At 72.5% G+C, this 23915-nt stretch carries 26 protein-coding genes and 2 pseudogenes; 20 read left to right on the forward strand and 8 right to left on the reverse strand.

The genetic code is table 11. The features are described 5' to 3' along the window. Positions 1-115 precede the first annotated feature (115 nt). The 5 genes and pseudogenes from BMY07_RS36210 to BMY07_RS15475 all read left to right on the forward strand — a co-directional run. Positions 116-751, forward strand: a pseudogene (locus BMY07_RS36210) (DNA translocase FtsK 4TM domain-containing protein); the annotation flags it as partial. A 375-nt stretch (positions 752-1126) separates the two neighbouring features. After that, a pseudogene (locus BMY07_RS36215) lies at positions 1127-1975 on the forward strand (DNA translocase FtsK); the annotation flags it as partial. A 153-nt stretch (positions 1976-2128) separates the two neighbouring features. Further along, entirely contained in the window at positions 2129-2554 is a 426-nt protein-coding gene (locus BMY07_RS36220; RefSeq protein WP_425426306.1) for a DNA translocase FtsK, read from the forward strand. A gap of 139 nt (positions 2555-2693) precedes the next feature. Further along, positions 2694-3305 carry a DUF5684 domain-containing protein gene (locus BMY07_RS34980; protein WP_218150672.1) on the forward strand — a complete coding sequence of 204 codons (612 nt, stop codon included), beginning with the start codon at positions 2694-2696 and terminating at the stop codon, positions 3303-3305. A 65-nt stretch (positions 3306-3370) separates the two neighbouring features. Then, positions 3371-3805, forward strand: a complete 435-nt coding sequence (locus tag BMY07_RS15475; protein ID WP_092778762.1) for a hypothetical protein — start codon at positions 3371-3373, stop codon at positions 3803-3805. 32 nt (positions 3806-3837) lie between these two features. Here BMY07_RS15475 and BMY07_RS15480 read toward each other — a convergent pair whose 3' ends face one another. The 3 genes from BMY07_RS15480 to BMY07_RS15490 all read right to left on the reverse strand — a co-directional run bounded on the left by BMY07_RS15480 (position 3838) and on the right by BMY07_RS15490 (position 5932). Beyond that, positions 3838-4296 carry a phospholipase gene (locus BMY07_RS15480; protein ID WP_245782404.1) on the reverse strand — a complete coding sequence of 153 codons (459 nt, stop codon included), beginning with the start codon at positions 4294-4296 and terminating at the stop codon, positions 3838-3840. A 192-nt stretch (positions 4297-4488) separates the two neighbouring features. Beyond that, positions 4489-5373, reverse strand: a complete 885-nt coding sequence (locus tag BMY07_RS15485) for a MerR family transcriptional regulator (RefSeq protein WP_092778763.1) — start codon at positions 5371-5373, stop codon at positions 4489-4491. A gap of 64 nt (positions 5374-5437) precedes the next feature. Next, the gene (locus BMY07_RS15490; protein ID WP_092778764.1) at positions 5438-5932 is read right to left on the reverse strand and encodes an amino-acid N-acetyltransferase; all 495 of its coding nucleotides are present in this window, start codon (positions 5930-5932) and stop codon (positions 5438-5440) included. Between the two features lie 91 nt (positions 5933-6023). Here BMY07_RS15490 and BMY07_RS15495 point away from each other — a divergent pair, with 91 nt between their 5' ends. Next, positions 6024-7208 (forward strand): acetyl-CoA C-acetyltransferase, encoded by a 1185-nt coding sequence (locus tag BMY07_RS15495; protein WP_092778765.1) that lies wholly within the window; start codon positions 6024-6026, stop codon positions 7206-7208. A 39-nt stretch (positions 7209-7247) separates the two neighbouring features. Here the strand turns inward: BMY07_RS15495 and BMY07_RS15500 are convergent, their stop codons facing one another. Continuing rightward, on the reverse strand, positions 7248-7589 hold the full coding sequence (locus BMY07_RS15500; protein WP_092778773.1) for an MmcQ/YjbR family DNA-binding protein: 342 nt from the start codon (positions 7587-7589) through the stop codon (positions 7248-7250). A 94-nt stretch (positions 7590-7683) separates the two neighbouring features. On the opposite strand from BMY07_RS15500, the gene rimO reads away from it, so the two are divergent. From rimO to BMY07_RS15540, 8 genes are all read left to right on the forward strand, one after another. Further along, complete coding sequence (gene rimO, locus BMY07_RS15505) at positions 7684-9087, forward strand: 30S ribosomal protein S12 methylthiotransferase RimO (RefSeq protein WP_177215606.1); 1404 nt, start codon at positions 7684-7686, stop codon at positions 9085-9087. Between the two features lie 53 nt (positions 9088-9140). After that, on the forward strand, positions 9141-9797 hold the full coding sequence (gene pgsA / locus BMY07_RS15510) for a CDP-diacylglycerol--glycerol-3-phosphate 3-phosphatidyltransferase (RefSeq protein ID WP_092779138.1): 657 nt from the start codon (positions 9141-9143) through the stop codon (positions 9795-9797). After that, entirely contained in the window at positions 9794-10267 is a 474-nt protein-coding gene (locus BMY07_RS15515; RefSeq protein ID WP_092778776.1) for a CinA family protein, read from the forward strand. The genes pgsA and BMY07_RS15515 overlap by 4 nt, the downstream gene beginning before the upstream one ends. Positions 10268-10500: 233 nt before the next feature. Beyond that, positions 10501-10971 carry a helix-turn-helix domain-containing protein gene (locus BMY07_RS15520; protein ID WP_092778777.1) on the forward strand — a complete coding sequence of 157 codons (471 nt, stop codon included), beginning with the start codon at positions 10501-10503 and terminating at the stop codon, positions 10969-10971. A gap of 317 nt (positions 10972-11288) precedes the next feature. Beyond that, entirely contained in the window at positions 11289-12131 is an 843-nt protein-coding gene (locus BMY07_RS15525) for a PspA/IM30 family protein (RefSeq protein ID WP_092778778.1), read from the forward strand. A 13-nt stretch (positions 12132-12144) separates the two neighbouring features. Beyond that, positions 12145-12921 (forward strand): phage shock envelope stress response protein PspM, encoded by a 777-nt coding sequence (gene pspM, locus BMY07_RS34350; RefSeq protein WP_092778779.1) that lies wholly within the window; start codon positions 12145-12147, stop codon positions 12919-12921. A gap of 193 nt (positions 12922-13114) precedes the next feature. Further along, the gene (locus BMY07_RS15535; RefSeq protein ID WP_092778780.1) at positions 13115-13324 is read left to right on the forward strand and encodes a hypothetical protein; all 210 of its coding nucleotides are present in this window, start codon (positions 13115-13117) and stop codon (positions 13322-13324) included. Positions 13325-13432: 108 nt separating this feature from the next. Continuing rightward, positions 13433-14764: a uracil-xanthine permease family protein gene (locus tag BMY07_RS15540; RefSeq protein WP_177215594.1), complete on the forward strand. Its 1332-nt coding sequence runs from the start codon at positions 13433-13435 to the stop codon at positions 14762-14764. Here the strand turns inward: BMY07_RS15540 and BMY07_RS15545 are convergent. Then, complete coding sequence (locus BMY07_RS15545; RefSeq protein ID WP_092778791.1) at positions 14739-15782, reverse strand: quinone-dependent dihydroorotate dehydrogenase; 1044 nt, start codon at positions 15780-15782, stop codon at positions 14739-14741. The genes BMY07_RS15540 and BMY07_RS15545 overlap by 26 nt on opposite strands. A gap of 98 nt (positions 15783-15880) precedes the next feature. Here BMY07_RS15545 and BMY07_RS15550 point away from each other — a divergent pair, with 98 nt between their 5' ends. Next, positions 15881-16660, forward strand: coding sequence for a hypothetical protein (locus BMY07_RS15550; RefSeq protein WP_092778792.1), 780 nt, complete (start codon positions 15881-15883; stop codon positions 16658-16660). Positions 16661-17105: 445 nt separating this feature from the next. Here BMY07_RS15550 and BMY07_RS33730 read toward each other — a convergent pair whose 3' ends face one another. From BMY07_RS33730 to BMY07_RS15560, 3 genes are read right to left on the reverse strand one after another with little or no spacing between them, the layout of a single operon-like run. Next, a complete protein-coding gene (locus BMY07_RS33730) occupies positions 17106-17420 on the reverse strand; it encodes a hypothetical protein (RefSeq protein ID WP_143073505.1) in 315 nt (104 codons plus the stop codon). Positions 17421-17453: 33 nt separating this feature from the next. Next, positions 17454-18251, reverse strand: coding sequence for a DNA-formamidopyrimidine glycosylase family protein (locus tag BMY07_RS15555; RefSeq protein WP_143073506.1), 798 nt, complete (start codon positions 18249-18251; stop codon positions 17454-17456). Between the two features lie 4 nt (positions 18252-18255). Continuing rightward, positions 18256-19095 (reverse strand): ParA family protein, encoded by an 840-nt coding sequence (locus tag BMY07_RS15560; RefSeq protein ID WP_092778793.1) that lies wholly within the window; start codon positions 19093-19095, stop codon positions 18256-18258. Between the two features lie 34 nt (positions 19096-19129). Between BMY07_RS15560 and BMY07_RS15565 the strand changes: the two genes are divergently transcribed. The 5 genes from BMY07_RS15565 to BMY07_RS15585 all read left to right on the forward strand — a co-directional run bounded on the left by BMY07_RS15565 (position 19130) and on the right by BMY07_RS15585 (position 23817). Next, a complete protein-coding gene (locus tag BMY07_RS15565) occupies positions 19130-19855 on the forward strand; it encodes a class I SAM-dependent methyltransferase (RefSeq protein WP_092778794.1) in 726 nt (241 codons plus the stop codon). A gap of 120 nt (positions 19856-19975) precedes the next feature. After that, complete coding sequence (locus BMY07_RS15570) at positions 19976-21250, forward strand: DNA polymerase IV (RefSeq protein ID WP_092778795.1); 1275 nt, start codon at positions 19976-19978, stop codon at positions 21248-21250. A gap of 169 nt (positions 21251-21419) precedes the next feature. Next, positions 21420-22385, forward strand: a complete 966-nt coding sequence (locus BMY07_RS15575) for a hypothetical protein (RefSeq protein WP_092778797.1) — start codon at positions 21420-21422, stop codon at positions 22383-22385. 182 nt (positions 22386-22567) lie between these two features. After that, positions 22568-23005, forward strand: a complete 438-nt coding sequence (locus tag BMY07_RS15580) for an ATP-binding protein (protein ID WP_092778798.1) — start codon at positions 22568-22570, stop codon at positions 23003-23005. Next, positions 23002-23817: a SigB/SigF/SigG family RNA polymerase sigma factor gene (locus tag BMY07_RS15585; RefSeq protein ID WP_245782405.1), complete on the forward strand. Its 816-nt coding sequence runs from the start codon at positions 23002-23004 to the stop codon at positions 23815-23817. The genes BMY07_RS15580 and BMY07_RS15585 overlap by 4 nt, the downstream gene beginning before the upstream one ends. Positions 23818-23915: the final 98 nt, after the last annotated feature.

Consider the following 23915-nt stretch of genomic DNA (forward strand, 5'->3'; position numbering starts at 1 on the left):
CGGTGTGGCAGCGCTGGCTGGGGTGGTTCGCCCGTTGATTGGTGCGAGCATCTGTGGCGAGCCGGCCGGTGTGGCAGCGCTGGCTGGGGCGGCTCGCCCACTACCGTGTGATCTCATGGCGAGCCGGACGACGACAGCGAAGGGTGGGGGCAGGGGTGGGGCGCGCAAGCCCGCGGGTTCGCGCGCGCCTGCCAGGCGGGCCTCGGCGCGGAAGCAGGCGCCGCCGCCCAGCAAGGGTGTGCTCGCGGCGGCGTGGGGGTTGGTGGCCAAGGGGGTCGGCTCGGTTGTCCGGGCCATCGGGCGGACCAAGGAGCTCGACCCCGCGCACCGGCGGGATGGTGTGGGTTTCGCGTTGGTGGCGCTCGGGGTGATCCTGGGGGCCGCCGTGTGGTGGCAGGTCGGCAAGGTCGGGGGGTACCTCGAGGACGGCGTCCGGACCGTGCTGGGTGCGATGACCGTGGGGATGCCGCTGGCGCTGTTCGTGCTCGGGGTCGCCCTCATGCGGACCGACCCGCAGCCGGAGAAGCGGCCCCGCTACACCGTCGGCACGCTGCTGGTCGTGCTCGCCCTGCTCGGCGTGCTGCACATCTTCGCGGGGCTGCCCGCCGACAACGACGGCCGGATGTACGCCGGTGGCGCGCTCGGCTACCTCTCCGGCGGGCTGCTCGCCAAGGGCGTCACCGCCTGGGTCGCGGTGCCGGTGCTGTTCCTGCTGCTCGGCTTCGGCGTGCTGGTGTTCACCGGCACCCGCATCCGCGACGTCCCGGCCCGCATCCGCGACCTGGGCCGCGACCCGGAGGAGACCGGCGACGCCGCCGACCTGTTCGCCGACGAGCCCGACCTGACCGCCGAGCCGCCGCTCAAGCCGCGCAAGGCGCCCCGGCGCAAGGCCGCCCAGGCCGACGAGGACGCCGCCGACCAGCCGCCGCTGCCGCTCGACGAGCCCGCGCCGACCAAGGCGCCCCGCAAGCGCCCGGTCGAGGTCAAGGAGACCCCGCAGGTCTCCGAGCCCAAGCCCGCCGCCGACGCCATCACCGTCACCAGGGTCGTCGACGGCGACTACACGCTGCCCCGCCCGGACCTGCTGGTCGCCGGTGACGCCCCCAAGGCGCGCAGTAAGGCCAACGACACGATGATCGAGGCCATCTCCGGGGTGCTCGACCAGTTCTCCATCGACGCCCAGGTCACCGGCTTCACCCGCGGCCCGACCGTCACCCGCTACGAGGTCGAGCTCGGTCCGGGGGTGAAGGTCGAGAAGATCACCGCGCTGACCAAGAACATCGCCTACGCGGTGGCCACCGACAACGTGCGGCTGCTCGCGCCGATCCCCGGCAAGTCCGCGGTGGGCATCGAGGTGCCCAACAGCGACCGCGAGATGGTCCGCCTCGGCGACGTGCTGCGCTCCTCGACCGCGCTCAAGGACAGCCACCCCATGGTGGTCGGCCTCGGCAAGGACATCGAGGGCCACATGATCACCGCGAACCTGGCCAAGATGCCGCACCTGCTGTGCGCGGGCTCCACCGGCTCCGGCAAGTCCAGCTTCGTCAACTCGATGCTGGTGTCGCTGCTGGCCAGGGCCACCCCGGACGAGGTCAGGATGATCCTGATCGACCCGAAGATGGTCGAGCTGACCCCGTACGAGGGCATCCCGCACCTGATCACCCCCATCATCACCCAGCCGAAGAAGGCGGCCGCCGCGCTGACCTGGCTGGTGGAGGAGATGGAGCAGCGCTACCAGGACATGCAGGCCAACCGGGTGCGCCACATCGACGACTTCAACAAGAAGGTCAAGTCCGGCGAGATCAGCGCCCCGCCGGGCAGCGAGCGCGAGTACCGGCCGTACCCCTACATCCTGGCCATCGTCGACGAGCTCGCCGACCTCATGATGACCGCGCCGCGCGACGTCGAGGACGCCATCGTGCGGATCACCCAGAAGGCGCGCGCCGCGGGCATCCACCTGGTGCTGGCCACCCAGCGGCCCTCGGTGGACGTGGTGACCGGCCTGATCAAGACCAACGTGCCGTCCCGGCTGGCGTTCGCCACCTCGTCGCTGACCGACTCCCGGGTCATCCTGGACCAGCCGGGCGCGGAGAAGCTGATCGGCATGGGCGACGGCCTGTACCTGCCGATGGGCGCGGCGAAGCCGGTCCGGGTGCAGGGCGCCTACGTCAGCGACGAGGAGATCGCCGACATCGTGGCGTTCACCAAGGAGCAGGCGCAGCCCGACTACACCGCCGGGGTCACCGCGGCCAAGGCGGGCGAGGCGCGCGAGATCGACCCGGACATCGGCGACGACCTGGAACTGCTGGTGCAGGCCACCGAGCTGATCGTCACCTCCCAGTTCGGCTCGACCTCCATGTTGCAGCGCAAGCTGCGGGTCGGCTTCGCCAAGGCCGGGCGGCTAATGGACCTGCTGGAGTCGCGCGGGGTGGTCGGCCCCTCGGAGGGCTCGAAGGCCCGCGACGTGCTGATCAAGCCGGACGAGCTGGAGAACGTCCTGTGGACGATCCGTGGCGGCCCGGCGGCCGATTCGGGAACCGAGGACGACGAATGACTCGGACCGAGGTCCCTTTGGTCTCGAACCGCTAACGACCCGCGCGTAGCGCCACGGCGGACCCCCAGGTCGGCCAAGGTACCGGCGGGATGATGGCGCGCGCCCGCACCTGGGCGCGCTCGAGGGAGGACCCAGCAGCGTGCAGTACGACTACACCACTTATGACACGTCGGTGCCGACGGGCTTCATCGTCGGGTACCTCGTCGTCGTCCTGGCGATCGCCCTGATCGGGATCATCTCCCTGTGGAAGGTGTTCACCAAGGCGGGACAGCCCGGCTGGGCGGCCATCGTCCCGATCTACAACACCTACGTGCTGCTCAAGGTGGTCGGGCGGCCCGGCTGGTGGCTGCTGCTGTTCCTGATCCCGATCGTCAACATCGTGATCGTCATCATCGTGTTCATCGATCTGGCCAAGGCCTTCGGCAAGAGCGGCGGCTTCGCGGCCCTGCTGTTCTTCTTCAGCTTCATCGCGATGCCCATCCTCGCCTTCGGCAGCGCCCGCTACCTCGGCCCGGTCGCCGACCCGCAGGCGATGGCCAACCGCGGTGGCGGCTACGGCGGCGGTTACCCGCAGCAGGGCTACCAGCAGCCCGGTTACCCCCAGCAGCAGGGTTACCCCCAGCAGGGCGGCTACCCGCAGCAGCAGCAGGGTTACCCGCAGCAGGGCGGCTACCCCCAGCAAGGCGGTTACCCGCAGCAGCAGGGTTACCCCCAGCAGGGCGGTTACCCGCAGCAGCCGTACGGCGGCTGATCTCCCGCCACGTGCAACCCCCACCCTCGCCCGTACCGTCCAGTGGGCGAGGGTGAGGAGTGGCGATGAAGATGAGTGTGATCACCAAGTTACTGGTAGCCGCGGGCGTGCTGGTCGCGATGACCGCGTGCGCCAAGGCGGACGGCGGGGCGACCCCCGGCGGCAGCGGTCCCGGCCCCGGCACGCCGCAGCCGACCGTGCAGACCGGTCCGCCGCTGGACCAGGAGTTCGACATCGAGCGCGGCAAGTCGACCGTGCTGTCGAACTCGGACGTGCTGGTCGCCTTCCGCGAGGTCTCCCAGGACAGCCGGTGCAAGCCCGGGCAGGCCTGCGTCTGGGAGGGTGACGCCACCCTGGAGCTGACCCTGGCGGGGTCGGCGGTCCAGGTGCACACCAACAAGCAGTTCCCGATGACGGCCGAGGCGGGCGGCTACAAGGTCAGCCTCGTCAAGCTCGACGTGCCCGGCGTGGTCGCCACGCTCGTGGTGCACAAGGTGTGAGGCGCGGGCGGCCCGGCCGGTGGTCGGGCCGCTCAGCTGTTGCCGAACTGGCGCACCGCCGCGTAGTAGACGTCCGCGGTCCGGTTGCACGACCAGTTGCCCGCGCAGATCGTGTAGAGGTCGGTCTTGAAGTTGTTGTCGATCGAGAGCCGCGTGGTCTCGGTGAACCGGCCCTGCTTCTTGTAGTTGCGGTAGCCGAAGTCGTGCCGGTAGCAGGCCTTGACGAAGTTGAAGCCGAACGGGTTGTCGGGGGAGTTCGAGCAGCCGTCGGTCGACCAGTCCAGCTGGGTGGCGTACGGGCGGTTGGCCCGTGTGGTCTGGAACTGGGTGAGGCTCTGCGAGAACAGGTAGGAGTCGGTGGTCGACCGCAGTTGCGCGGGGCTCAGGTCCGCGGCGGCGACCCCCGCCCCGGTGACGAGCGCGGCGCTGACGGCGATCGTGGTGACGACGCCGCGGGCGGCGCGGCGCAGGGTCGTGGTCGGGCTGCTCACGGGGAACTCCTCGCGGAAGGCGCGCAGGGGGAGCGCGGTCGGTTGGTCAATTACGCACCGACCGCCCCCGCCGGCGGCACCACCGTTCGGGCTATCCGGACCGAACTCTCGGTTACCGGCGGGCAGACCCGCGGTTTCCTTGCGCGGCAACGGTTCTCGTCAACCCCGGCGCACCCCTGAGGCGGCCGCGCGTCACCCCTGTGGACTATCCACTGTGGTCGTCTCGGGCTGGTCGTCGCCGTCCGGGCTGTCGAAGTAGCGCTGGATCTCGTCCTCGCCGGGGACCTCGTCGCGGTGCGCGTCGGACAGCCGCTCGGCGAGCACCGGCGGCGCGTGGTCGACCCACGCCGCCCTGCCGTGGTCGGGCAGCAGGTGGTGCCGGGTGGCGAACCCGTCCGCCGCGTCCCTGATCGCGTCCCGCAGCGCACCGGCCACCACGGCCTGCGCGGTCTCGGTCAGCTCCAGCAGCATGGACCTGACCCGGTCCAGCTGGTCGTCGTGCCCGGCCTGGTCGGCCAGCGCGGGCCACAGGTGCTGCTCGAACAGCGCGGTGAAGTCACCCGCGATGGTCGTGGTCGTCGACCGCAACCGCTCGAACGCGCTGAGGACCTCGCTCGACGGGACGCGCAGCCTGGCCATCCGCAGGCCCGCGTCCATCACCCAGCGCCGCGTGTAGGGGCGGCCGCGCCGCCAGCGCACCAGGTCGAGCCGGACCGCGCGCAACATCAGCGAGGGGCGCAGGTCCCCGGGGGGGATGGCGGCGCGCAGCGCGGACACCCGGACCGGGACCCAGTCGTCCGGACCGCCCGCGCCGTCGAGGCCGAGCACATCGCCGACGCGAGCCCCCAGGTCTCGCGCGGCGATGAGCTCGGCGATCGCGGGCAGCGAGAAGCCCCGCTGCTGCAACCGGTGCACCAGCCCCAGCCGCTCGACGTGCGTGCCGTCGTAGCGGGCCGTCCGGCCCCGCCGCCGCGGTGGGTGCAGCAGGCCCTTGGTCTGGTACATGCGGATCGTGCTCGTCGGCAGCCCCGCCTCGGCGGCGAGCTGTTCGACGGTCAGCGCGGCTTCCCGTCCCACGAGTACCGATCATGCTGGCCCCGCGGGATGCGAGTCAAGACTGTTCTAGTGAACACTCGAAGAATCAGAGCTTGAGCAACATCCTCGTGTTGCCCAACGTGTTGGGCTTCACGTACTCCAGGTCCAGGAACTCCGCGACGCCCTCGTCCATCGACCGGCGCATCTCCGCGTACACCTCGGGGCTCACCGGCGTGCCGTCGATGGCGACGAACCCGTGCTTGGCGAAGAACCCGGTCTCGAAGGTCAGCACGAAGATCCGGCCGAGGCCCAGGTCCCTGGCCACGTCGACGAGCTGCCGCGCCAGCACGTGCCCGACTCCCTTGCCGCGCGCGCTCGGGGCCACCGCGATGGTGCGGATCTCGGCGATGTCCTCCCACAGCACGTGCAGCGCGCCGCAGCCGACCAGCTCGCCGTCCACCTCGGCCACCCAGAACTCCTGGATGTCCTCGTACAGCGTCACCAGCGGCTTGGCCAGCAGGACCTTGCCGACGTAGGTGTCGATCACGGCCTTCATGGCGCGGACGTCGGTCACCCGGGCCCGCCGAACCAGGGGTTTCACAACCGATCAACCTAGTCCCCGCGCCGGGCCCGCCCCGGCACGGGCAGAATCGACACGCGGCCCGTCCACCCGCTGAGACCCGAGGAGCCCCATGCGCCAGGCAGTCATCTGCGAGCCCCTCCGCACCCCGGTCGGCCGCTTCGGCGGGGTGCTGGCCGAGGTCGGCGTCGCGTCGCTGGCCGCGGCGGTCGTCGCGGAACTGGTGCGGCGCACCGGGATCGACCCGGCGCTGGTCGAGGACGTCGTGCTCGGACAGTGCCACCCGAACGGTGACGCGCCCGCGCTGGGCCGGGTCGCCGCCCTCGACGCCGGGCTGCCGGTGTCGGTGCCCGGCACCCAGGTCGACCGGCGGTGCGGCTCCGGGTTGCAGGCGGTGCTGGACGCGGCGATGCGGGTGCAGACCGGCGTCAACGACGTGGTGATCGCGGGCGGCGCGGAGAACATGAGCCAGGTCGAGTTCTACTCGTCGGCGATGCGCTGGGGCGTCAAGGGCGGCGGCGTGGAGCTGCACGACCGGCTCGCGCGCGCCAGGGTCACCGCGGGCGGCGTGAACCACCCCGTGCCCGGGGGGATGGTCGAGACCGCGGAGAACCTGCGCCGCGACTACGGCATCAGCCGCGCCGAGCAGGACGAGCTGTCGCTGCGCTCGCACCAGCGCGCCGTCGACGCCATCGCCGCGGGCCGCTTCGCCGACGAGATCGTCCCCATCGGCGAGGTCGACCGCGACGAACACCCCCGCCCGGACGCGAGCCTGGACTCCCTCGGCCGCCTCAAGCCCATCCTGCGCCGCCAGGACCCCGACGCCACCGTCACCGCGGGCAACGCCAGCGGCCAGAACGACGGCGCCGCCGCCTGCCTGGTCACCACCCCGGAGAAGGCCGCCGAGCTCGGCCTGCGCCCCCTGGCCCGCCTCGTCACCTGGTCCAGCGCGGGCGTCGACCCCACCCGGATGGGCCTCGGCCCCGTCCCCGCCACCGCGCGGGCGTTGTCGCGGGCGGGCCTCACCCTCGCCGACATCGACCTGATCGAGCTCAACGAGGCCTTCGCCGCCCAGGTCATCGCCGTCACCCGCGAGTGGGGCTTCACCGACGGGGACTGGGACCGCACCAACGTCAACGGCAGCGGCATCTCCCTGGGCCACCCCCTGGGCGCCACCGGGGCCAGGGTCCTCGCCACCCTGCTCCACCAACTGCACCGCCAGGACGCCACCTACGCCCTGGAGACCATGTGCATCGGCGGCGGCCAGGGCCTGGCCGCCATCTTCGAACGCCTCTGACGGCCCGGCTGCCACGTCGATCCCCGGACCGGGTGAACATCAGGGCTCGGCGTCGAACTCCGCGACCAGGCGGGCGGGGGCTCGGACCCGCCAGGACTCCAGCAGGACGTCGGCGAGCTCGTCCTCGTCGATCTCCGACAGGTGGACCAGGACCGAGGCGTACCCGTCGTAGTGCGGGGTCGTGAAGTAGCGGTCCGGGGCGCTCTCGATCAGGGCTTGCTTCTCCGACACGTCGGCCACGAACACCACCAGGGTCTCGGGGTCGCGCAAGCGGGCGAAGAGCTTGTCGCGCACCCGGAAGCCCGGGGTGCCGTAGGACGGTTTCTCGGTCGTCGCCGGGAGGGCCAGTGCCGACCGGCGGACGTCGTGCTCGGTCACCATGGGTCCATCCTGGTCCACGCTCGGGTCCAACCCGTGGACACCGGGCGGTTACCCTTGGCCCGTGTCCTCTCCCACCACGCCGCGTCGTGTCGCCATGCTCACCCTCGGTTGTGCCCGCAACGAGGTCGACTCCGAGGAGCTGGCGGGGCGGCTGTCCGGGGGTGGCTGGGAGCTGGTCGACGCCGAGGCGACGCCGGACGTCATCGTGGTGAACACCTGCGGGTTCGTCGAGTCGGCGAAGAAGGACTCGGTCGACACGCTGCTGGCCGCCGCCGACACCGGGGCCAAGGTCGTCGCCGTGGGGTGCATGGCGGAGCGGTACGGCACGGAGCTGGCCGACAGCCTGCCCGAGGCCGCCGCGGTGCTCGGCTTCGACCACTACCCCGACCTGGCCGAGCGCCTCGGCGACGTGGTCGCCGGGCACGCCATCGCCTCGCACGTGCCGGTGGACCGGCGCACGCTGCTGCCGATCTCGCCGGTCGACCGGCAGGCCACCGACGTCACCGTCCCCGGGCACGCCTGGGGTCCGACGGTGGCCCGCAAGCGCCTCGACGACGGCCCGGTGGCCTCCCTCAAGATCGCCTCCGGCTGCGACCGCCGCTGCTCGTTCTGCGCGATCCCGTCCTTCCGCGGGTCCTTCGTCTCCCGCCTGCCGGACGAGATCGTCGCCGAGGGTGTGTGGCTGGCGCGTCAGGGGGTACGCGAGGTCGTGCTCGTCAGCGAGAACTCCACCTCTTACGGCAAGGACCTCGGCCGTGAGCACGCGGGCCAGGGTGCCCTTGAGGCCGTGTTGACCCGCCTCGCCGCCATACCCGGTATAGACCGCGTCCGAGTGTCCTACCTGCAGCCCGCTGAGACCCGGCCGAACCTGGTGCGCGCCATCGCCACCACCCAGGGCGTCGCGGACTACTTCGACATGTCCTTCCAACACTCCAGCGAGCCCGTCCTGCGCCGGATGCGCCGCTTCGGCAACACCGAGTCCTTCCTCGGCCTGGTCGAGCAGATCCGCGCGCTCGCCCCCGAGGCGGGCATCCGCAGCAACGTCATCGTCGGCTTCCCCGGCGAGACCGAGGCCGACGTCGACGAGCTCGCCCGGTTCCTCACCGAGGCCAGGCTGGACGCGGTCGGCGTGTTCGGCTACTCCGACGAGGACGGCACCGAGGCCGAGGGCCTCGACGGCAAGCTCGACGCCGACACCATCGCCGCCAGGGTCGCCCGGATCTCCGCGCTCGCCGAGGAGCTCACCACCCAGCGCGCCGAGGACCGGATCGGCACCGAGGTGCTCGTGCTGGTCGAGCGCGAGGAGACCGACGACGAGGACTGCGTCGGCCGCGCCGCGCACCAGGCACCCGAGGTCGACGGCGAGTGCGTCGTGCTCGACGGGGAGAAGTACACCGCGGGCGACCTCGTGCGCGCCCGCGTCGTCGACACCGAGGGCGTCGACCTCATCGTGGAGGCCATCGAGGTCGTCCCGCGCGCCAACCCGGAGCCGCAATGAGCTCCGCGGCGACCGGCGGGGACACCGTCGACGGTGAGGACCGCGCCGAGGTGATGCTGCCCGCCACCCCCGAGGCGGTGATCGGCGTCCCCCCGGTGGTCGCGGTGACCCCGGAGACCGTCGCGGTCCTGCCGGAGCCGACCGTGGTCCCGCTGCTCAACGTCGCCAACCTGCTCACGATGACCAGGCTGGTGCTGGTCCCGGTGTTCCTGATGGCGCTGTTCACCGAGGACGGCACCGACACCACGTGGCGGCTGGTGGCCTTCGCGGTGTTCGCGCTCGCCTCGATCACCGACCACGTGGACGGCATGCTGGCCCGCAAGCACGGGCTGATCACCGACTTCGGCAAGATCGTCGACCCGATCGCGGACAAGGCGCTCACCGGCGCCGCCCTGGTCGGGCTCAGCCTGCTCGGCGAGCTGCCCTGGTGGATCACCCTGGTCATCGCCTTCCGCGAGGTCGCCGTGACGCTGCTGCGGTTCTGGGTGATCCGCCACGGCGTGATCCCGGCCAGCCGCGGCGGCAAGCTCAAGACCCTCACCCAGATCTTCGCCCTCGGCGCGTTCCTGCTCCCGCTGCCCAGCTGGCTCGCCCTGGTGCCCTGGGCGTCGATGTACCTGGCCGTCGTGCTGACCGTGGTCACCGGCGTCGACTACGTCATCCGCGCCGTCCGGCTGCGCGCCGTGGGCCTGCGCGCGATCGCCCAGTGACCCCGGAGCGGGTCGTGGCCGCGCTGCGGGCCGCGGGGGAGACCATCGCCACCGCCGAGTCGCTCACCGCGGGCCTGCTCACCGCGGCGTTGACCACCGTGCCCGGTTCCAGCGCGGTCGTGCGCGGCGGGCTGGTGGTGTACGCCACAGACCTCAAGGCGACCCTCGCCTGCGTCGACCCGGTTCTGCTCGCCGAGCGCGGCGCCGTCGACCCGGAGGTCGCCGTGCAGCTCGCGGCCGGGGCGCGGCAGCGCTGCGGGGCGGACATCGGCGTCGGGCTCACCGGCGTGGCCGGACCGGACCCGCAGGACGGCGTCGCCCCGGGGACCGTCCACCTGGCCCTGGTCGGCCCGAGGGGCACCCGGCACGAGGTGATCACCGCCGCGGGCGACCGGGAAGCGGTCCGCGCGGCCGCGGTGGCGGGCGCCCTCGCGCTGATCGGGGCGGACCTCGGTACCCTTCCGGGGTGAACCCAGGGTCACGGTCAGTGCGCGCCACCGGGCGCCCCGCCGTGCGGACACCGGGAACACCGGGGTCGGCGCGGTCGTTCGCTCTTGGCGGACTACCCGGGAAGTCGCTGCGCTCGGTCAGCCGCCGTGGGTAACGTTGTCGGTGTGACGGCCCCGCGCCGTTCCGCTCCGGCTCCTGCCCCAGGGCGGGTGCGGTGCGCGGACCGGGCCCCGTCGAGGAAGGGAGGTGCGCGATGACCGTGCTGTTGCGCGAGGCGATCGGTGATCGGCTCCGACACGCCCGCACCAACCAGCGGCGCACGCTGCGCGAGGTGTCCCGCTCGGCGCGGGTCAGCCTCGGGTACCTCTCCGAGGTCGAGCGCGGGCGCAAGGAGGCCTCCAGCGAGCTGCTGGCCGCGATCTGCGACGCGCTCGAGCTGCCGCTCTCGGAGCTGCTGCACAAGGTGGCCTCCGACATGGGGGCGCTGACCTCGGTCGAGCGCGGCCTGCCGGAGCGGGTCGGCGTCGAGCCGGTGGACAAGATCGAGGCCATCGACGCGCTGGAACCGGACGGCGGCCAGCGGGTCGCGGTGGAGGGCGGCAGGCTGCTGCCCGCGGTGATCGGCGAGAACCTCGCCGACCTGCGGATCCAGCCGGTGCTCAGCCACCGCATCGACCCGCCGCTGACCAGCAAGGCCCGCGCCGGGGCGGTGTTCGCCGCCTGAGCCGGGTCGGCTGAGACCTACCGCGCGGGCCCGGTTCCCAGGGGGAGCCGGGCCCGCGCGCGTGTCCGCCGGTGGGACCGGGGTCCGGGGATACCCCGAAGGGCGGTCCGCTTCCTCAGGGGAGATCTATGGGTGAACCCTGATTTCTCGTGGGTCCGGTGGAACCGCCCGCACGCACCTGACACGATGGAACCCACAGATGGGACCCGCCTCCGGTGGCGCCGGAGGAACCACAATCGGTGCCGGTCCGTTGCCACGGTGTCGGCGCGGGGGTGACCGGCGGGTCCGGCAGGGATGAAGGCAGGCGGAGGACGACGATGGCCAACCCGTTCGTGAAGTTCTGGAAGTACCTCATGGCGTCGTTCTCGTCGAAGATCGATGAGCACGCCGATCCCAAGGTGCAGATCCAGCAGGCCATCGAGGAGGCGCAGCGCCAGCACCAGGCGCTCTCGCAGCAGGCGGCCGCGGTGATCGGCAACCAGCGCCAGCTGGAGATGAAGCTCAACCGCCAGCTCGGCGACGTGGAGAAGCTGCAGGCCTCGGCCCGCCAGGCGCTGGTGCTCGCCGACGAGGCGCGCTCCAAGGGCGACGAGCAGAAGGCGACGCAGTTCGAGAACGCCGCCCAGGGCTTCGCCACCCAGCTGGTGACCGCCGAGCAGGGCATCGAGGACCTCAAGACGCTGCACGACCAGGCGCTGCAGGCCGCCGGGCAGGCCAAGCAGGCCGTCGAGCGCAACGCCATGGTGCTGCAGAACAAGCTCGCCGAGCGCACCAAGCTGCTCAGCCAGCTCGAGCAGGCCAAGATGCAGGAGCAGGTCTCGCGCTCGCTCAACCAGATGAGCGAGCTGGCCGCGCCCGGCAACACCCCGTCCCTCGAAGAGGTCCGGGACAAGATCGAGAAGCGCTACACCACCGCGCTCGGTGCCGCCGAGCTGGCGCAGAACTCGGTGCAGGGCCGGATGATGGAGGTCCAGGTCTCCACCACCGAGCTGGCGGGCCAGTCCCGGCTCGAGCAGATCCGCGCCTCGATGGCGGGCGGCTCGGTCGCGGGCCAGGTCACCAGCGGCGCGAACCCGGCCGCCACGCCGTCCAACATCCAGGCCGAGATCCAGCAGCGGGTGGCCCAGGAGCAGAAGGCCAACCCGCAGGCCGGCTCCTGACGCGCGCCGACCCATGCGGCCGCGCCGGAACGAGCTGATCAAGCTGGGTGGTGAGCTGGTCGAGCAGCTGCGCGGCCCGGTACCCCAGCAGGTCCGCGAGGCGATCGCCGGGTGGCGCGACCCCAGGGCCAAGGCCCTGCGCCAGCGCCGCCGGGCGGTGCGCCGGGCCCGGCTGTGGACCGCCACCGGCCTCACCACCGGCACCGGCGCGGTGGTCGTGGAGACTGCCTCCGCCGCGCCCGGCATCGCCGTCCCGGCCCTGATCGGCGCGGCCGTGGTCTCCGGCGTCGCCGCCGTGTCCACCGGGTTCCGCGCCTGGCGGCTGCACAAGCAGCCGTTGCCGGATGCCCCACCCGCCCCGGTCGTGCTGCCCGCGCGCGGCTCCCAGGCCAGGGAACCGATCGCCAGGCTCGGCGAGGCCGAGGACACCCTGCGCGAACTGCTCACCCAGCTCGGCGCGGGCGCCCTCGTCCCCCCGGACGCCGTCACCGAGGCCAGGACCACCGGCGCCGAGGCCGCCTCCGCCCTGCGCGCGGTCGCCGCCCGCGTCCAGGTCGTCGAACGCGCCCGCGAACACGCCCCGCCCCTGGACCGCGGCCACCTCACCGAGAGCATCCGCGCCCTGCGCGCCCAACTCGACCAGGGCCTCGACGGCTACGGCGCCCTCGTGGCCGCCGCCGCCCGAGCCCTCGCCGCCAGCTCCGTGGCCACCCCCCGCCACGACCTCACCGACGCCACCGACCGCCTCGCCGCCCTCGCCTGCGCCCTGCGCGAACTCTCCCTCGGCTGAGTCCGGCCGGGGGGCCGTGGTTGATGGCACTGCTCCGTGTCGGCGGGTGCTCTGCCCGGGCGCGCACCCGCGCGGAGGGACACGGTCGGTCACCAGATGCGTGATCGTCCTCACCCGGTCGGACGCATCATGGGGGCGGGGTTGGCGCGTGTCACCCACGTCGAACCTGTGCCGTGGCTGGAGGGAGCGATCGATGGACACCACCGGGATGCGCCGGGCCGTGACCGCCGAGGTCACCAGGATGGCCGACTACGAGACCGGGTTCTGGGCGATCGTCGACGGGCTCGGGGTGGACCGGGGGCACGCGGGGCGGTTGCTGGACGAGGCGGTCGACCGGATCGGGACCGGGTGGGGTGGGACGGCCGACCCGTACGCGCTCGTGCTGTCCTGGATGCCCTGCTGACCCGCCTTGACCGTCGGTCACCGAATTCCCAGGTCGTCGCAATCCGCTAGGGCATCAGTGTGAATATCACGGTGTCGTATCGACTCGCCGACTACGTGCTGTGGCACCATGCACGGCAGGAGTTCGGGGGGCGGGTTCGGCGGGGCGGAGGCGGCCTTGGCGTTGTGGTCGGTGCACGGCGACGGCCGCCGTGTCCGTGACGGCGCCGTCGTGGCCCCGGACGAGCGGCTCAGCTGGCCGCTGACGGTCGGGCTCGGCGTGCAGCACGTGGCGGCCATGTTCAGCGCGACCGTGCTGGTGCCCAGCGTCACCGGTTTCCCGGTCACCACCACCCTGCTCTTCTCCGGGGTCGGCACCCTGCTGTTCCTGCTGATCACCCGCAACCGGGTACCGGCCTACCTCGGCTCGTCGTTCGCCTTCATCGGCCCGCTCGCCGCCGCCCAGCACCACGGGATGGCCGCGCAGCTGGGCGGGGTGCTGGTGGCGGGCCTGCTGCTGGTCGGCGTCGGGGTGGCGGTCAAGGCGCTCGGCGTCCGGCTGCTGGAGTCGATCATGCCGCCGGTGGTCACCGGCGCGGTGATCGTGCTGGTCGGGCTGAACCTGGCGCCCGCGGCGACCAGGTCGTTCGGCGCGCAGCCGGTCATCGCGGTGATCACCCTGGGCGTCATCCTGGGCTGCGCGGTGATCGCCAAGGGCCTGCTGTCGCGGATGTCGGTGCTGGTCGGCGTGCTCGTCGGCTGGGTGTTCGCCGCGCTCACCGGCGGCCTGCCCAAGGTCAGGCTCGACGCGCTGGCCGACGCGGCCTGGTTCGGGCCGCCGCAGTTCACCGCCCCGCAGATCCAGCCATCGGTGATCCTGCTGGTCATCCCGGTGGTGATCGTGCTGGTCGCGGAGAACGTCGGCCACGTGAAGGCGGTCGCCGCGGTCACCGGGCGCGACCTGGACGGCTCGGTCGGCGACTCGCTCATCGCCGATGGCCTGGCCACCGTCCTCGCCGGGTCCGGCGGCGGCTCCGGCACCACAACCTACGCCGAGAACATCGGCGTCATGGCCGCGACCAGGGTCTACTCGACCGCCGCCTACGGGGTGGCCGGGCTGACCGCCATCCTGCTGTCGATGAGCCCGAAGTTCGGCGCCCTGGTCAACACCATCCCCGATGGCGTCCTCGGCGGCGCCACCATCCTGCTCTACGGGATGATCGCGCTGGTCGGCGTGCGGATCTGGCTCGACGACCGGGTCGACTTCGCCGACCCGGTGAACCTGACCGTGGTCGCGGTGGCCGTCGTGGCGGGCGCGGGCGACCTGAAGGTCCGCCTCGGCGACGCGGTGTTCGGCGGCATCGCCTGGGGCGCGGTCGCCGTCGTCTGCGGCTACCCGCTGCTGCGCTGGCTGGCCAACCGCGGCCGCGGCGAGGTCAACGGGACTCGACAGCGCGGTTGATCCGCCGCACCAGCGACGGGCCCTCGAAGACGAACCCGGTGTAGAGCTGCACCAGGCTCGCCCCGGCGTCGAGCATCCTGGTGGCGGCGTCGGTGTCGAACACCCCGCCGACCCCGATGATCGGCAGCGCACCGCCGGTCTCGCGGGCCACCAGCGCCACCACCTGCCGGGACCGCTCGGCCAGCGGCCTGCCGCTGAGCCCGCCCGCCTCCGCCCCGGTCGGCGCCTCCGCGGGCGTGAGGCCGTCGCGGCCCAGTGTCGTGTTGGTCGCGATCACGCCTGCCACCCGGTGGTCCGCGCAGACCTGCAGCACCTCGCCGATCGCGTGGTCGGTGAGGTCCGGCGCGATCTTCACCAGCAGCGGCTTGACCCGCTCGCCACCCGCCAGCCGGTCCGCCTCCCGGCGCAGCTCGCCGACCAGCGCGTCGAGCGCTGCCCGGTCCTGCAAGCCGCGCAGGCCGGGGGTGTTGGGGGAGCTGACGTTGACCGCGAAGTAGTCCCCGTGCGGGTAGAGCGCCCGCAGCGAGTGGCGGTAGTCCTCGACCGCCTCCTCCACGGGGGTGACCTTCGACTTGCCGATGCTGATGCCCAGCGGCACCCCGACCGGGCCCAGCGCGGCCAGCCGCGCGGCCAGGGCGTCGGCCCCGGCGTTGTTGAAGCCCATCCGGTTGATGATCGCCTCGCTCTCGCGCAGGCGGAACAGCCGGGGCCTGGGGTTGCCCGGCTGGGCGTGCCGGGTGACGGTGCCGACCTCCACGTGCCCGAAGCCCATCGCGGGCCAGGCCCGCAGCGCGCGGCCGTCCTTGTCCATCCCCGCCGCGAGCCCCACCAGACCGGGGAACCGCACCCCGAACACGGTCGTGTCGACCTTGGCGCCGAACAGCGCGCGCAGCCCCCGCACCGCGGGCCGGACCTGGCCGAGCCTGCTCAACGCGGCCATGGTCCGCTCGTGGGCGATCTCGGGGTCGCCCCCGCCGAGGGAGAACAGGGCGCGTCGGACGAGGTGCTTGTAGGCCACGGCCCCATCGTGTCACCCGCTCCGGCGCCCGCCGGGCGAGGGCGCGGGGTTGCGGCGTCGGGCACGGGCCGGTCCCGGCGGTGGACCATGATGGCGGGGTGAGCGACGTCGACGACCTGTACGGCCTGCCGCGGGAGGACTTCGTCCCCGCGCGCCGTGACCTGGCCAAGCGGTTGCGCGCGGCCGGGGACCGGGAGGCGGCCACCCGGGTGGAGAAGCTGCCGAAGCCGACCACCTCGGCCTGGCTGGTCAACCGCCTGGTGCGCGTCGAGCCCGAGCGGGTGGACGCGCTGGTCGAGCTGGGGTCGGACCTGCGCGCGGCGCACGCGGGGGCCGATGGGGCGCGGCTGCGGGAGCTGGCCAAGCGGCGGGCCGGGCTGATCGCCGATCTGGTGGACGCGGCAGGCGGGGACCTCAGCGAGGCGACGATCCGCGAGCTGGAAGAGATGTTCACCACCGCCATCGCGGACGAGACCGCGGCCGCGACGCTGCGGGCCGGGCGGTTGGCGTCGGTGCGCGACCTGCGGGTGGAGCAGACGTGGCCGGGGTTGACCCTGGCCCCCGGGCCGACCGCGGCGCCGGTGGCACCCGCCCGCCAGGCCCGCCGGTCCGCGCGGGAGGCGCTCGCGGAGGCCAAGGCGGCGGTGAAGGACGCCGAGGCACAGCGCGCCGAGGCCGATCGGGCCGTGACGAGCGCGGAGAAGGCGGTGACGAAGGCCGAGGAACGGGTCCGGCAGCTCAATGCCGCCCTGGACGAGGCCGAGCACGCCGAGCTGGATTCTCGCCGAGCGCTGCAATCGGCCCGTCGCGACGCGAAGGCCGCTGAACGCACTGCGAGCCTCGCGTGGCGCAAACTGCAACAGGTCGAGGCCGAGTAACCGGTCCCACCACCTGGGCAGCAGACAGCCCCCGGGCGCGCTCCTCCCGACAAGGCCGCGGAAGGCCCGGGGCGGACTGGGTCCCGGGTGCCCGAGGGCTGGGTGACTGCCTGATATTCACCGGACCGCGCCCCGTCGGGCGCCTGCCGGCTCCAGTACTGCTGGTTGGGCGGTCCTAGCGGACAGCCACCTCACGAGTCCTGTCGGAATACACCGGTGGACCACCTCCTCTCTCGTGTAGCACCACCGTAGGCGTTGCCGCCGGGGCCTTCAATCGGTTTTCCACCGACCCCCGATCGGGTGCTGCTAGGGTGGCCAACCACAAAGGCATGAGGTGTGAATATCACTCACTGTCGGCAAAGGGGACGGCCGTGCGTGCTCGTGAGGACCAGCCCGGCCGAATCGCCGCGGGGGTCGTGGTGGGCGCCATCGCCGCCGCCCTGTTCTACGAGGGGATCGCCGCGGCGCCGGTGGACCTGCCCAAGGCGCGACCGGCCGCGGAGTCGGTGCCGGAGCCGATCCCGGCGTCGGGGACTGTGCAGACCGTGCCGCAAACCCCTACCTCGCACGAGGTCTTACCCGTGTCGTCGTCGGCGGGCTTATCCACGTCGGCATCGTCGTCCGCTTCCTCCGCCGAGTCGACAACAACAACGGTCTCGTCCTCGACCACGACGACAGCGGAAGTCACCACTACGACAACGAAGTCGACTACGACGGCCCCACCGGTCACTACGACCACCACCACGCGTCCCACCCGCACGACGACACGCGAACCGTGCGGCCTGATCTTCTGCTAGCCGACCGGCCCCGGCTGACAAGTCGGGCAGTAGTAGGCGACCCGCTCCATGGTGCCCGCCCCCTGCGTGGTCGCGACCACCTTCCCGCCGCACACCAGGCACGGCGTGGTCCGGTGCCCGTACACCCACAGCCCCCGATCGCGCCGCGGATCCCCGGTGGTGCACCGGTCGTGGGTCATCTTGTTGCGGTCCAGCAGGTCCCGGCTCACCGCGACCGCCCGCTCGGCGTCCACATCGGACACCGGGGTCCACGGGGACACCCCGAGCACGAAGCAGATCTCGGCCTTGAACACGTTGCCGACCCCCGCCATCACCCGCTGGTCGAGCAGTGCCAGCCCGATCTCGCGGGCCGGGTCGGCGGTCAGCCTGGCCACCGCCTCGGCCGCGTGCGCCGGACCCCATCCGGGGTCGAGCAGGTCGGGGCCGAGGTGCTCGACGAGCCGGTCCTCGTCGGTGGTCTCGACCAGGTCCATCTCCTGCAACAGGAACCCGATCGCCCGGGTGTCCTCGGTGTGCAGCACCGCGCGGGCCTGGTGCTCGGGACGCCGCCACCGCGCGCCGACGGGGGAGACCTGCCAGATCCCGTCCATCGCGAGGTGGCTGCGGAAGCTCAGGTTCTCCGAGAACCGGAGGAACAGGTGCTTGCCCACCGGGCGCGCACCCAGCACCGCCCGCCCCTGGAGTTCCACAGTGGACAGCCGAGGGTGGCGCAGCTCGCCCTTGGTCAGCACCCGGCCCGCCAGCGCCGTGGTGAGCATCGCGGCGGTGCGGTAGATCGTGTCGCCTTCCGGCATCAGGTCATTCGCCCGGGTCGTCGTCGTCCGGCCACGCGATCGCCTGGTGGCGACCCCGGCCGCTGGTGCGCAACACCCGGGCCAGCAGCAGGTTGAACGCCAGCGCCACCTCGCGCGCGCCGGGCGTGTGCCAGTGGTGGATGGGCGTGCACGCGCCCTGCGCCTGCTGCACCGCCAACCGGTCCGGTAGCGCTACCGGCATCACCAGTGAACCGAAGCTCTCGCGCAGTTCGGCGATACGGAACTGGTGCTCGTAGGAATGCGTGCGCACCTTGTTGACCACCACGCCGAGCGGGACAAGATTCGGGTTCTGCTCGCGCCGGGTGTCCTCCACGGCCTCGAACGCGCGCTGTGCGCCCGACACCGCGTACATAGTGGGCTCGGTCACGAGCAGCGCGCCGTCAGCGGCAACCAGCGCCGACCGGGTCAACCGACCCAGCGACGGTGGACAGTCCAACAGCACCAGCTGATACGGCAGCTCACCCTCGGCCAGCAGTGACCCCAGCTCCGCCAGCGCCCTGCCCAGCTTCTCCAACCTGCGCATCCCCGGGTCGGGGTCGTTGAGCGACTCCAACTCCTCCGAGCCGACCATCACGTCGACCTCCTCGCCCCACGCGCTGGGCGCGATCGCGGCGCGCAGCACCGCGGGCCGCGGGGTCTCCAGCACGTCGGCCAACGTGGCCTCCGTCTCGCCGGGGTCCAGCGTGGAGGTGGCGTTGCACTGGGGGTCGAGGTCGACCACCAGCGTGCGGGCGCCGCGGCGCAGCGCGGCCGAGGCCAGGCCGAGCGCCACCGTGGTCTTCCCCACGCCACCCTTGAGGCTGAGCACTGCCACCGTTTGCACGACCTAGACCTTAGAGTCTCTACAGTTCGTGTCCATGCGACCCGATGTTGTCCGCCGTGTGCTCGACGCCGAGCTGATCGCCGCGCGTGAGCGCCGAGGCGGGGAGGCGCCACGCGTCCTCGACGTCGGGGGCGGCAGCGGGGTCTTCGCCGTTCCGCTGGCCGTCGCGGGCTGCGCGGTGACCGTGGTCGAGCCCAGTCCCAACGCCCTGGCGACCCTGCACCGCCGCGCCCACGAGTCGGGTGTGTCCGATCGCATCACCGCCGTGCAGGGCGACAGCGACGCGCTCGGCGACCTGGTCGGACCCGAGTCCGCCGACCTGGTGCTGGCGCACGGGCTGCTGGAGGTCGTCGACGACCCCGCGATCACCGTCGCCGTGCTGGCGGGCACCGTCGCCCCCGGTGGGGCGCTGTCGGTGCTGGTGGCCAACCGGTACGCGACGGTGCTGCAGCGCGCGATCTCCGGCAGGCTCGTCGACGCCCGCCGCCTGCTCGACCACGAGACCGGGGCGCTCGGCCAGTCCGGCGAGGCGCTGCTGCGCCGCTTCGACACCGAGGGCCTGCGCGAGCTGCTGGCGGCCACCGGGCTGACCGTGGAACTGCTGCAGGGCCAGTCCGTGGTCTCCGACCTGGTCGGCGGCGCCGTCCTGGACACCTCGCCCGCCGCGGTCGAGGCGCTGGCCGAGCTGGAGCAGCTCGCCGCCGTCACCCCGCCGCTGCGCGACATCGCCACCCGGCTGCACGCCATCGCCCGGCACTGAACAGCCCGGCTGCCCCTGCCCGGGCACTGACCCTGCCCGATCGACCCCGTCCCGGTACCGAAACCACCGGGCAGGCGGGCGTGGGCCCGGCTTGTCGGTGCGCTGTGGTTCGCTAGGGCAATGGGGCGCAGCGGGGACCTGCCCAAGGGGCTCGTCGAGCGGTACAAGGCCGGACCGCACGGGTGGCCGGACGACTCCGGCTGCCCGGTGCTGCACGTGGACATGGACGCCTTCTACGCCTCGGTCGAGATCAGGGAGCGCCCCGAGCTGGCCGACCGGCCGGTGGTGGTCGGCGGGGTCGGCGCCCGCGGCGTCGTCTCCTCGGCGAACTACCTGGCCAGGGGTTTCGGGGTGCGCTCGGCCATGCCGACCAGCCAGGCCCGCAGGCTGTGCCCGCAGGCGGTGTACCTGCCGCCCACCTTCGGCCTCTACCAGGAGGTCTCGGCCGGGGTGCAGGCGATCTTCCGCGAGATCACCCCGCTGGTCGAGCCGCTGAGCCTGGACGAGGCGTTCCTCGACGTGGCGGGCGCGTTGCGCAGGCTGCGCAGCACCCCGGCCGGGGTCGGCGCCGAGATCCGCCGCCGGGTGCTGGCCGAGCAGGGCCTGGTGTGCTCGGTGGGGGTGGGGCCGACCAAGTTCGTCGCCAAGCTCGCCTCCGGCCTGGCTAAACCGGACGGCATGCTGGTCGTGCCGCGCGGCGAGGTCACCGCCTTCCTGCACCCGCTGCCGGTGTCGGCGCTGTGGGGTGTGGGCAAGCGCACGGCCGAGAAGCTCGTCGACGTCGGCCTGGAGCGGGTCGCCGACGTCGCCGCCGCGCCGCTGCCGAGGTTGCGCAGGCTGCTGGGCACCGCGATGGCCGAGCACCTGCACGCCCTGGCCCTCGGCCACGACGACCGCGCCGTCGTCCCGGGCACCGCCGAGAAGTCGATCGGCGCCGAGGAGACCTTCGAGGTCGACCACTTCGACCGCGACCTGCTGCGCCGCGAACTCCTGCGGCTCTCCGAGCGCACCGCCGCCACCCTGCGCGAGCGCGGCCTGCGCGGGCGCACGGTCGCCATCAAGGTCAGGTTCGCCGACTTCACGACCATCAGCCGGTCCAAGACGCTGCCGGTCGCCACCGACGTCACCCAGGAGATCTACCGCACCGCGGCCCAGTTGCTGGCCGAGCAGACCCCGCCGGGCGCGGTCCGCCTGATCGGCGTCCGGGTCGAGCAGTTGGGCAGCGACGGCGCCGAGCAACTGCTCATCGACGCCCCCGCGCAGGGCTGGCGCGAGGCCGACCAGGCAGCGGACAGGGCGCGGACCCGGTTCGGCGCGGCCGCCATCCGCCCGGCCGCGCTGCTGGGGGAGCGGCCGACCCGGGTCGGAAGCACCGAACCCCGCCCCGAGCGCTGAGCGGGCAACCCCTGCCGACCCCGGCCGCTGCAACGGCTGGTCCGGGCCGCGGTCGATGTTCGCTCTTGCCCCGGCCGTGTGCGGTTGATGCCAAGGCCACCACCATGTCGATCAGCTCCGGTAGTCCAACTCATGACCGAGTTGTCGATCACCGGAGGTACCCCAGCCGATGGCCCGCTCCCTCGTCACCGCCGCACTCGCCACCGCGACAGCGCTGGCCGCCCTCGCCCTCGTCCCGCTGGCCCCGACCGCTCGGGCCGCTCCCGCCGCCGTGTCCGACGCGGCACTGGCGAGCAGGTGGGCGCCGATCCACTACCAGGACACCGACTCCAGCGACTACGACGCCGACTACCTGTCCAAGGTCGACTTCGACGGCGAGTGGAACACGCTCAACAACTGGGAGTCCCAGGACGACTCCGTGGCCCGCCTCACCGGCACCGTCTACTTCTCGGTGGTCGAGACCGGCACCCACTGGTTCGTGACCTACTCCTTCTACCACCCGCGCGACTGGGAGGACTTCCCCGACCCGCTGAGCCTGTTCACGCACGAGAACGACATGGAGGGCGTGCTGCTGACGGTGCGCAAGGACGGCTCCACCTACGGCGCGCTCGAGGCCATGGTCACCGTCGCGCACTCCGACTTCTACTCCTACGTCCCCGCGGGCAGCCCGTACACCAGCGGTCGCGAGAGCGTGGACGGCCCGGTGCAGCTCCAGACCTACAACGGCGCCGCGCACCCCACGACGTTCCAAGAGGCCAAGGGCCACGGCATCTACGCCAAGAACGGCGACCACGCCCCGGACAGCGACGGCGTCGTCTACTACCCGAGCGGCACCGCGGAGGTCCCCGCCGGCGGTACCGACAACTTCGTCGGCTACACACTGGTCGACGTCTTCGCTGGTAGCGGCCTCTGGGCCCGCCGCGCCAACGCCGAGACCTACGCCTCTTTCGGCACCTTCCGCGGTGACAACGGCAAGGACAACGCCGCCAACGCGCCGTGGGGCTGGGACGACGGCAACGACGGCGGCGACATCCCCCGCGGGTTCCTCGCCACGGACCCCGCGCACCTGGTCTCGGAGTACTTCGCGGGCAAGGGGACCTTCGCCACCGCGTACACCAGGAATTCATACCGGTAACGGGTTTGAACCCGGACCCGACCGGGTAACAACCACCAGGGTCCTGCCCCGCGATCTTCTCGCTGTGGGGCGGGGTGGCGACGGCACCACGATGTGACACCGAGGTGCGAATCCCACCCCGCTCCACATTTTTCCGTGTCGCGGTACGGTCCACCGCAGCGTAAGGACGGCAGGAGGAAAGCGTGTCTGAGGTCGAGACCAGCCCGGTAGCCCGCACCAACGGGGTCCGTGACGTCGAGGTCCGCGTCTGGGCGGACGCCGAGCAGGTGCCGCTGCTGCGGTCCTTCGCCGCCGACATCGCGATGCGGCTCGACTTCGACCTCGACGCCATCGAGGACCTGCGGATGGCCGTCGACGAGGCCTGCTCGCTGCTCGTGCGCGCCGCGGCCGCCGACAGCGCGCTGCTGTGCTGGTTCGAACCGGAGGAGCACGGGATCCGGGTACGGGTCCGGGTGGACGCCGAGCACGGCGAACCGCCCTCGGGCGACGCGATGGGCTGGCAGATCCTCACCGCCCTCGCCGCCACCGTCACCGAGACCGTCGAGGCCGTCGACGGCGGCCACCGCGTCACCGTCGAGCTGCTGGCCGTGCCGGGACCGGGCGAAGTGGACCCCCGGTGAGCACGACCCCGGGCCCGGCCGCGCCGGAGCCAGCCGAGCACCCCGCCGAGGACGAGAAGGGCGGGAAGGGCACCGACGCCAACGTCGAGCGCTTCCGAGCCCTGGCCGAACTCGACCCAGACGACCCCAAGCGCGCCGCGCTGCGCGGCGACCTGGTCGCCGACCACGTGGACCTCGCGCGCAACCTGGCCCGCAAGTTCGACCGGCGCGGCGACCAGCTCGAGGACCTGGTGCAGGTCGCGACCATCGGCCTGATCAAGGCGGTCGACCGGTTCGAGGCCGACCGCGGCAACTTCTACGCCTTCGCCATCCCCACCATCATGGGCGAGCTGCGCAGGCACTTCCGGGACACCGGCTGGGCCGTGCGGGTGCCCCGCCAGCTCAAGGAACTGCACGTCACCGTGGCCGCGGGGCGCAACGAGCTGAGCCAGAAACTCGGTCGGGCCCCCAAGCCCAGTGAGCTGGCCGACCACTTAGGGCTGACCAAGGAGCAGGTGTACGAGGCTCTGGTGGCCAGCGCGGCCAAGCAGGGCACCTCGCTCGACGCCAGGCTCGCCGAGCCCGCTGGCGACCGGTTCGGCTACGAGGACGACCGGCTCGCCGAGGTGGACAACCGCAGGGCGCTGGGCCCGCTGATCGCCGAGCTGCCCGAACGGGAGCAGAAGATCATCGTGCTGCGGTTCTTCCGCGGCCTGTCGCAGGCCGACATCGCCCGCCGGGTGGGGGTCTCGCAGATGCAGGTCTCGCGGCTGCTGGCCAAGACGCTGGAGCGGCTGCGCGCCGCTCTCGGCGAGGACACCCTGGCGGGCTGAGGTGCTGCCCGCCGACGTGGCGCCGACCGCCACGGTGCCGCCCGCTGACGTGTCGACCACCGCGGTGGAGTTCCTCGCGGTGGTGCGTCCAGCTGCGG

It is taken from the genome of Actinokineospora terrae, assembly GCF_900111175.1.
Taxonomy (GTDB): Bacteria; Actinomycetota; Actinomycetes; order Mycobacteriales; family Pseudonocardiaceae; genus Actinokineospora; species Actinokineospora terrae.

Excerpts from the sequence above, each read along its gene's own strand:
- BMY07_RS36220 (WP_425426306.1), top strand. The coding sequence starts at position 2,129 with ATGGGCGCGGCGAAGCCGGTCCGGGTGCAGGGCGCCTACGTCAGCGAC.
- BMY07_RS15475 (WP_092778762.1), top strand. The coding sequence starts at position 3,371 with ATGAAGATGAGTGTGATCACCAAGTTACTGGTAGCCGCGGGCGTGCTG.
- BMY07_RS15495 (WP_092778765.1), top strand. The coding sequence starts at position 6,024 with ATGCGCCAGGCAGTCATCTGCGAGCCCCTCCGCACCCCGGTCGGCCGC.
- BMY07_RS15500 (WP_092778773.1), bottom strand. The coding sequence starts at position 7,589 with ATGGTGACCGAGCACGACGTCCGCCGGTCGGCACTGGCCCTCCCGGCG.
- rimO (WP_177215606.1), top strand. The coding sequence starts at position 7,684 with ATGCTCACCCTCGGTTGTGCCCGCAACGAGGTCGACTCCGAGGAGCTG.
- pgsA (WP_092779138.1), top strand. The coding sequence starts at position 9,141 with ATGCTGCCCGCCACCCCCGAGGCGGTGATCGGCGTCCCCCCGGTGGTC.
- BMY07_RS15520 (WP_092778777.1), top strand. The coding sequence starts at position 10,501 with ATGACCGTGCTGTTGCGCGAGGCGATCGGTGATCGGCTCCGACACGCC.
- BMY07_RS15525 (WP_092778778.1), top strand. The coding sequence starts at position 11,289 with ATGGCCAACCCGTTCGTGAAGTTCTGGAAGTACCTCATGGCGTCGTTC.
- pspM (WP_092778779.1), top strand. The coding sequence starts at position 12,145 with ATGCGGCCGCGCCGGAACGAGCTGATCAAGCTGGGTGGTGAGCTGGTC.
- BMY07_RS15535 (WP_092778780.1), top strand. The coding sequence starts at position 13,115 with ATGGACACCACCGGGATGCGCCGGGCCGTGACCGCCGAGGTCACCAGG.
- BMY07_RS15540 (WP_177215594.1), top strand. The coding sequence starts at position 13,433 with ATGCACGGCAGGAGTTCGGGGGGCGGGTTCGGCGGGGCGGAGGCGGCC.
- BMY07_RS15555 (WP_143073506.1), bottom strand. The coding sequence starts at position 18,251 with ATGCCGGAAGGCGACACGATCTACCGCACCGCCGCGATGCTCACCACG.
- BMY07_RS15565 (WP_092778794.1), top strand. The coding sequence starts at position 19,130 with ATGCGACCCGATGTTGTCCGCCGTGTGCTCGACGCCGAGCTGATCGCC.
- BMY07_RS15570 (WP_092778795.1), top strand. The coding sequence starts at position 19,976 with ATGGGGCGCAGCGGGGACCTGCCCAAGGGGCTCGTCGAGCGGTACAAG.
- BMY07_RS15575 (WP_092778797.1), top strand. The coding sequence starts at position 21,420 with ATGGCCCGCTCCCTCGTCACCGCCGCACTCGCCACCGCGACAGCGCTG.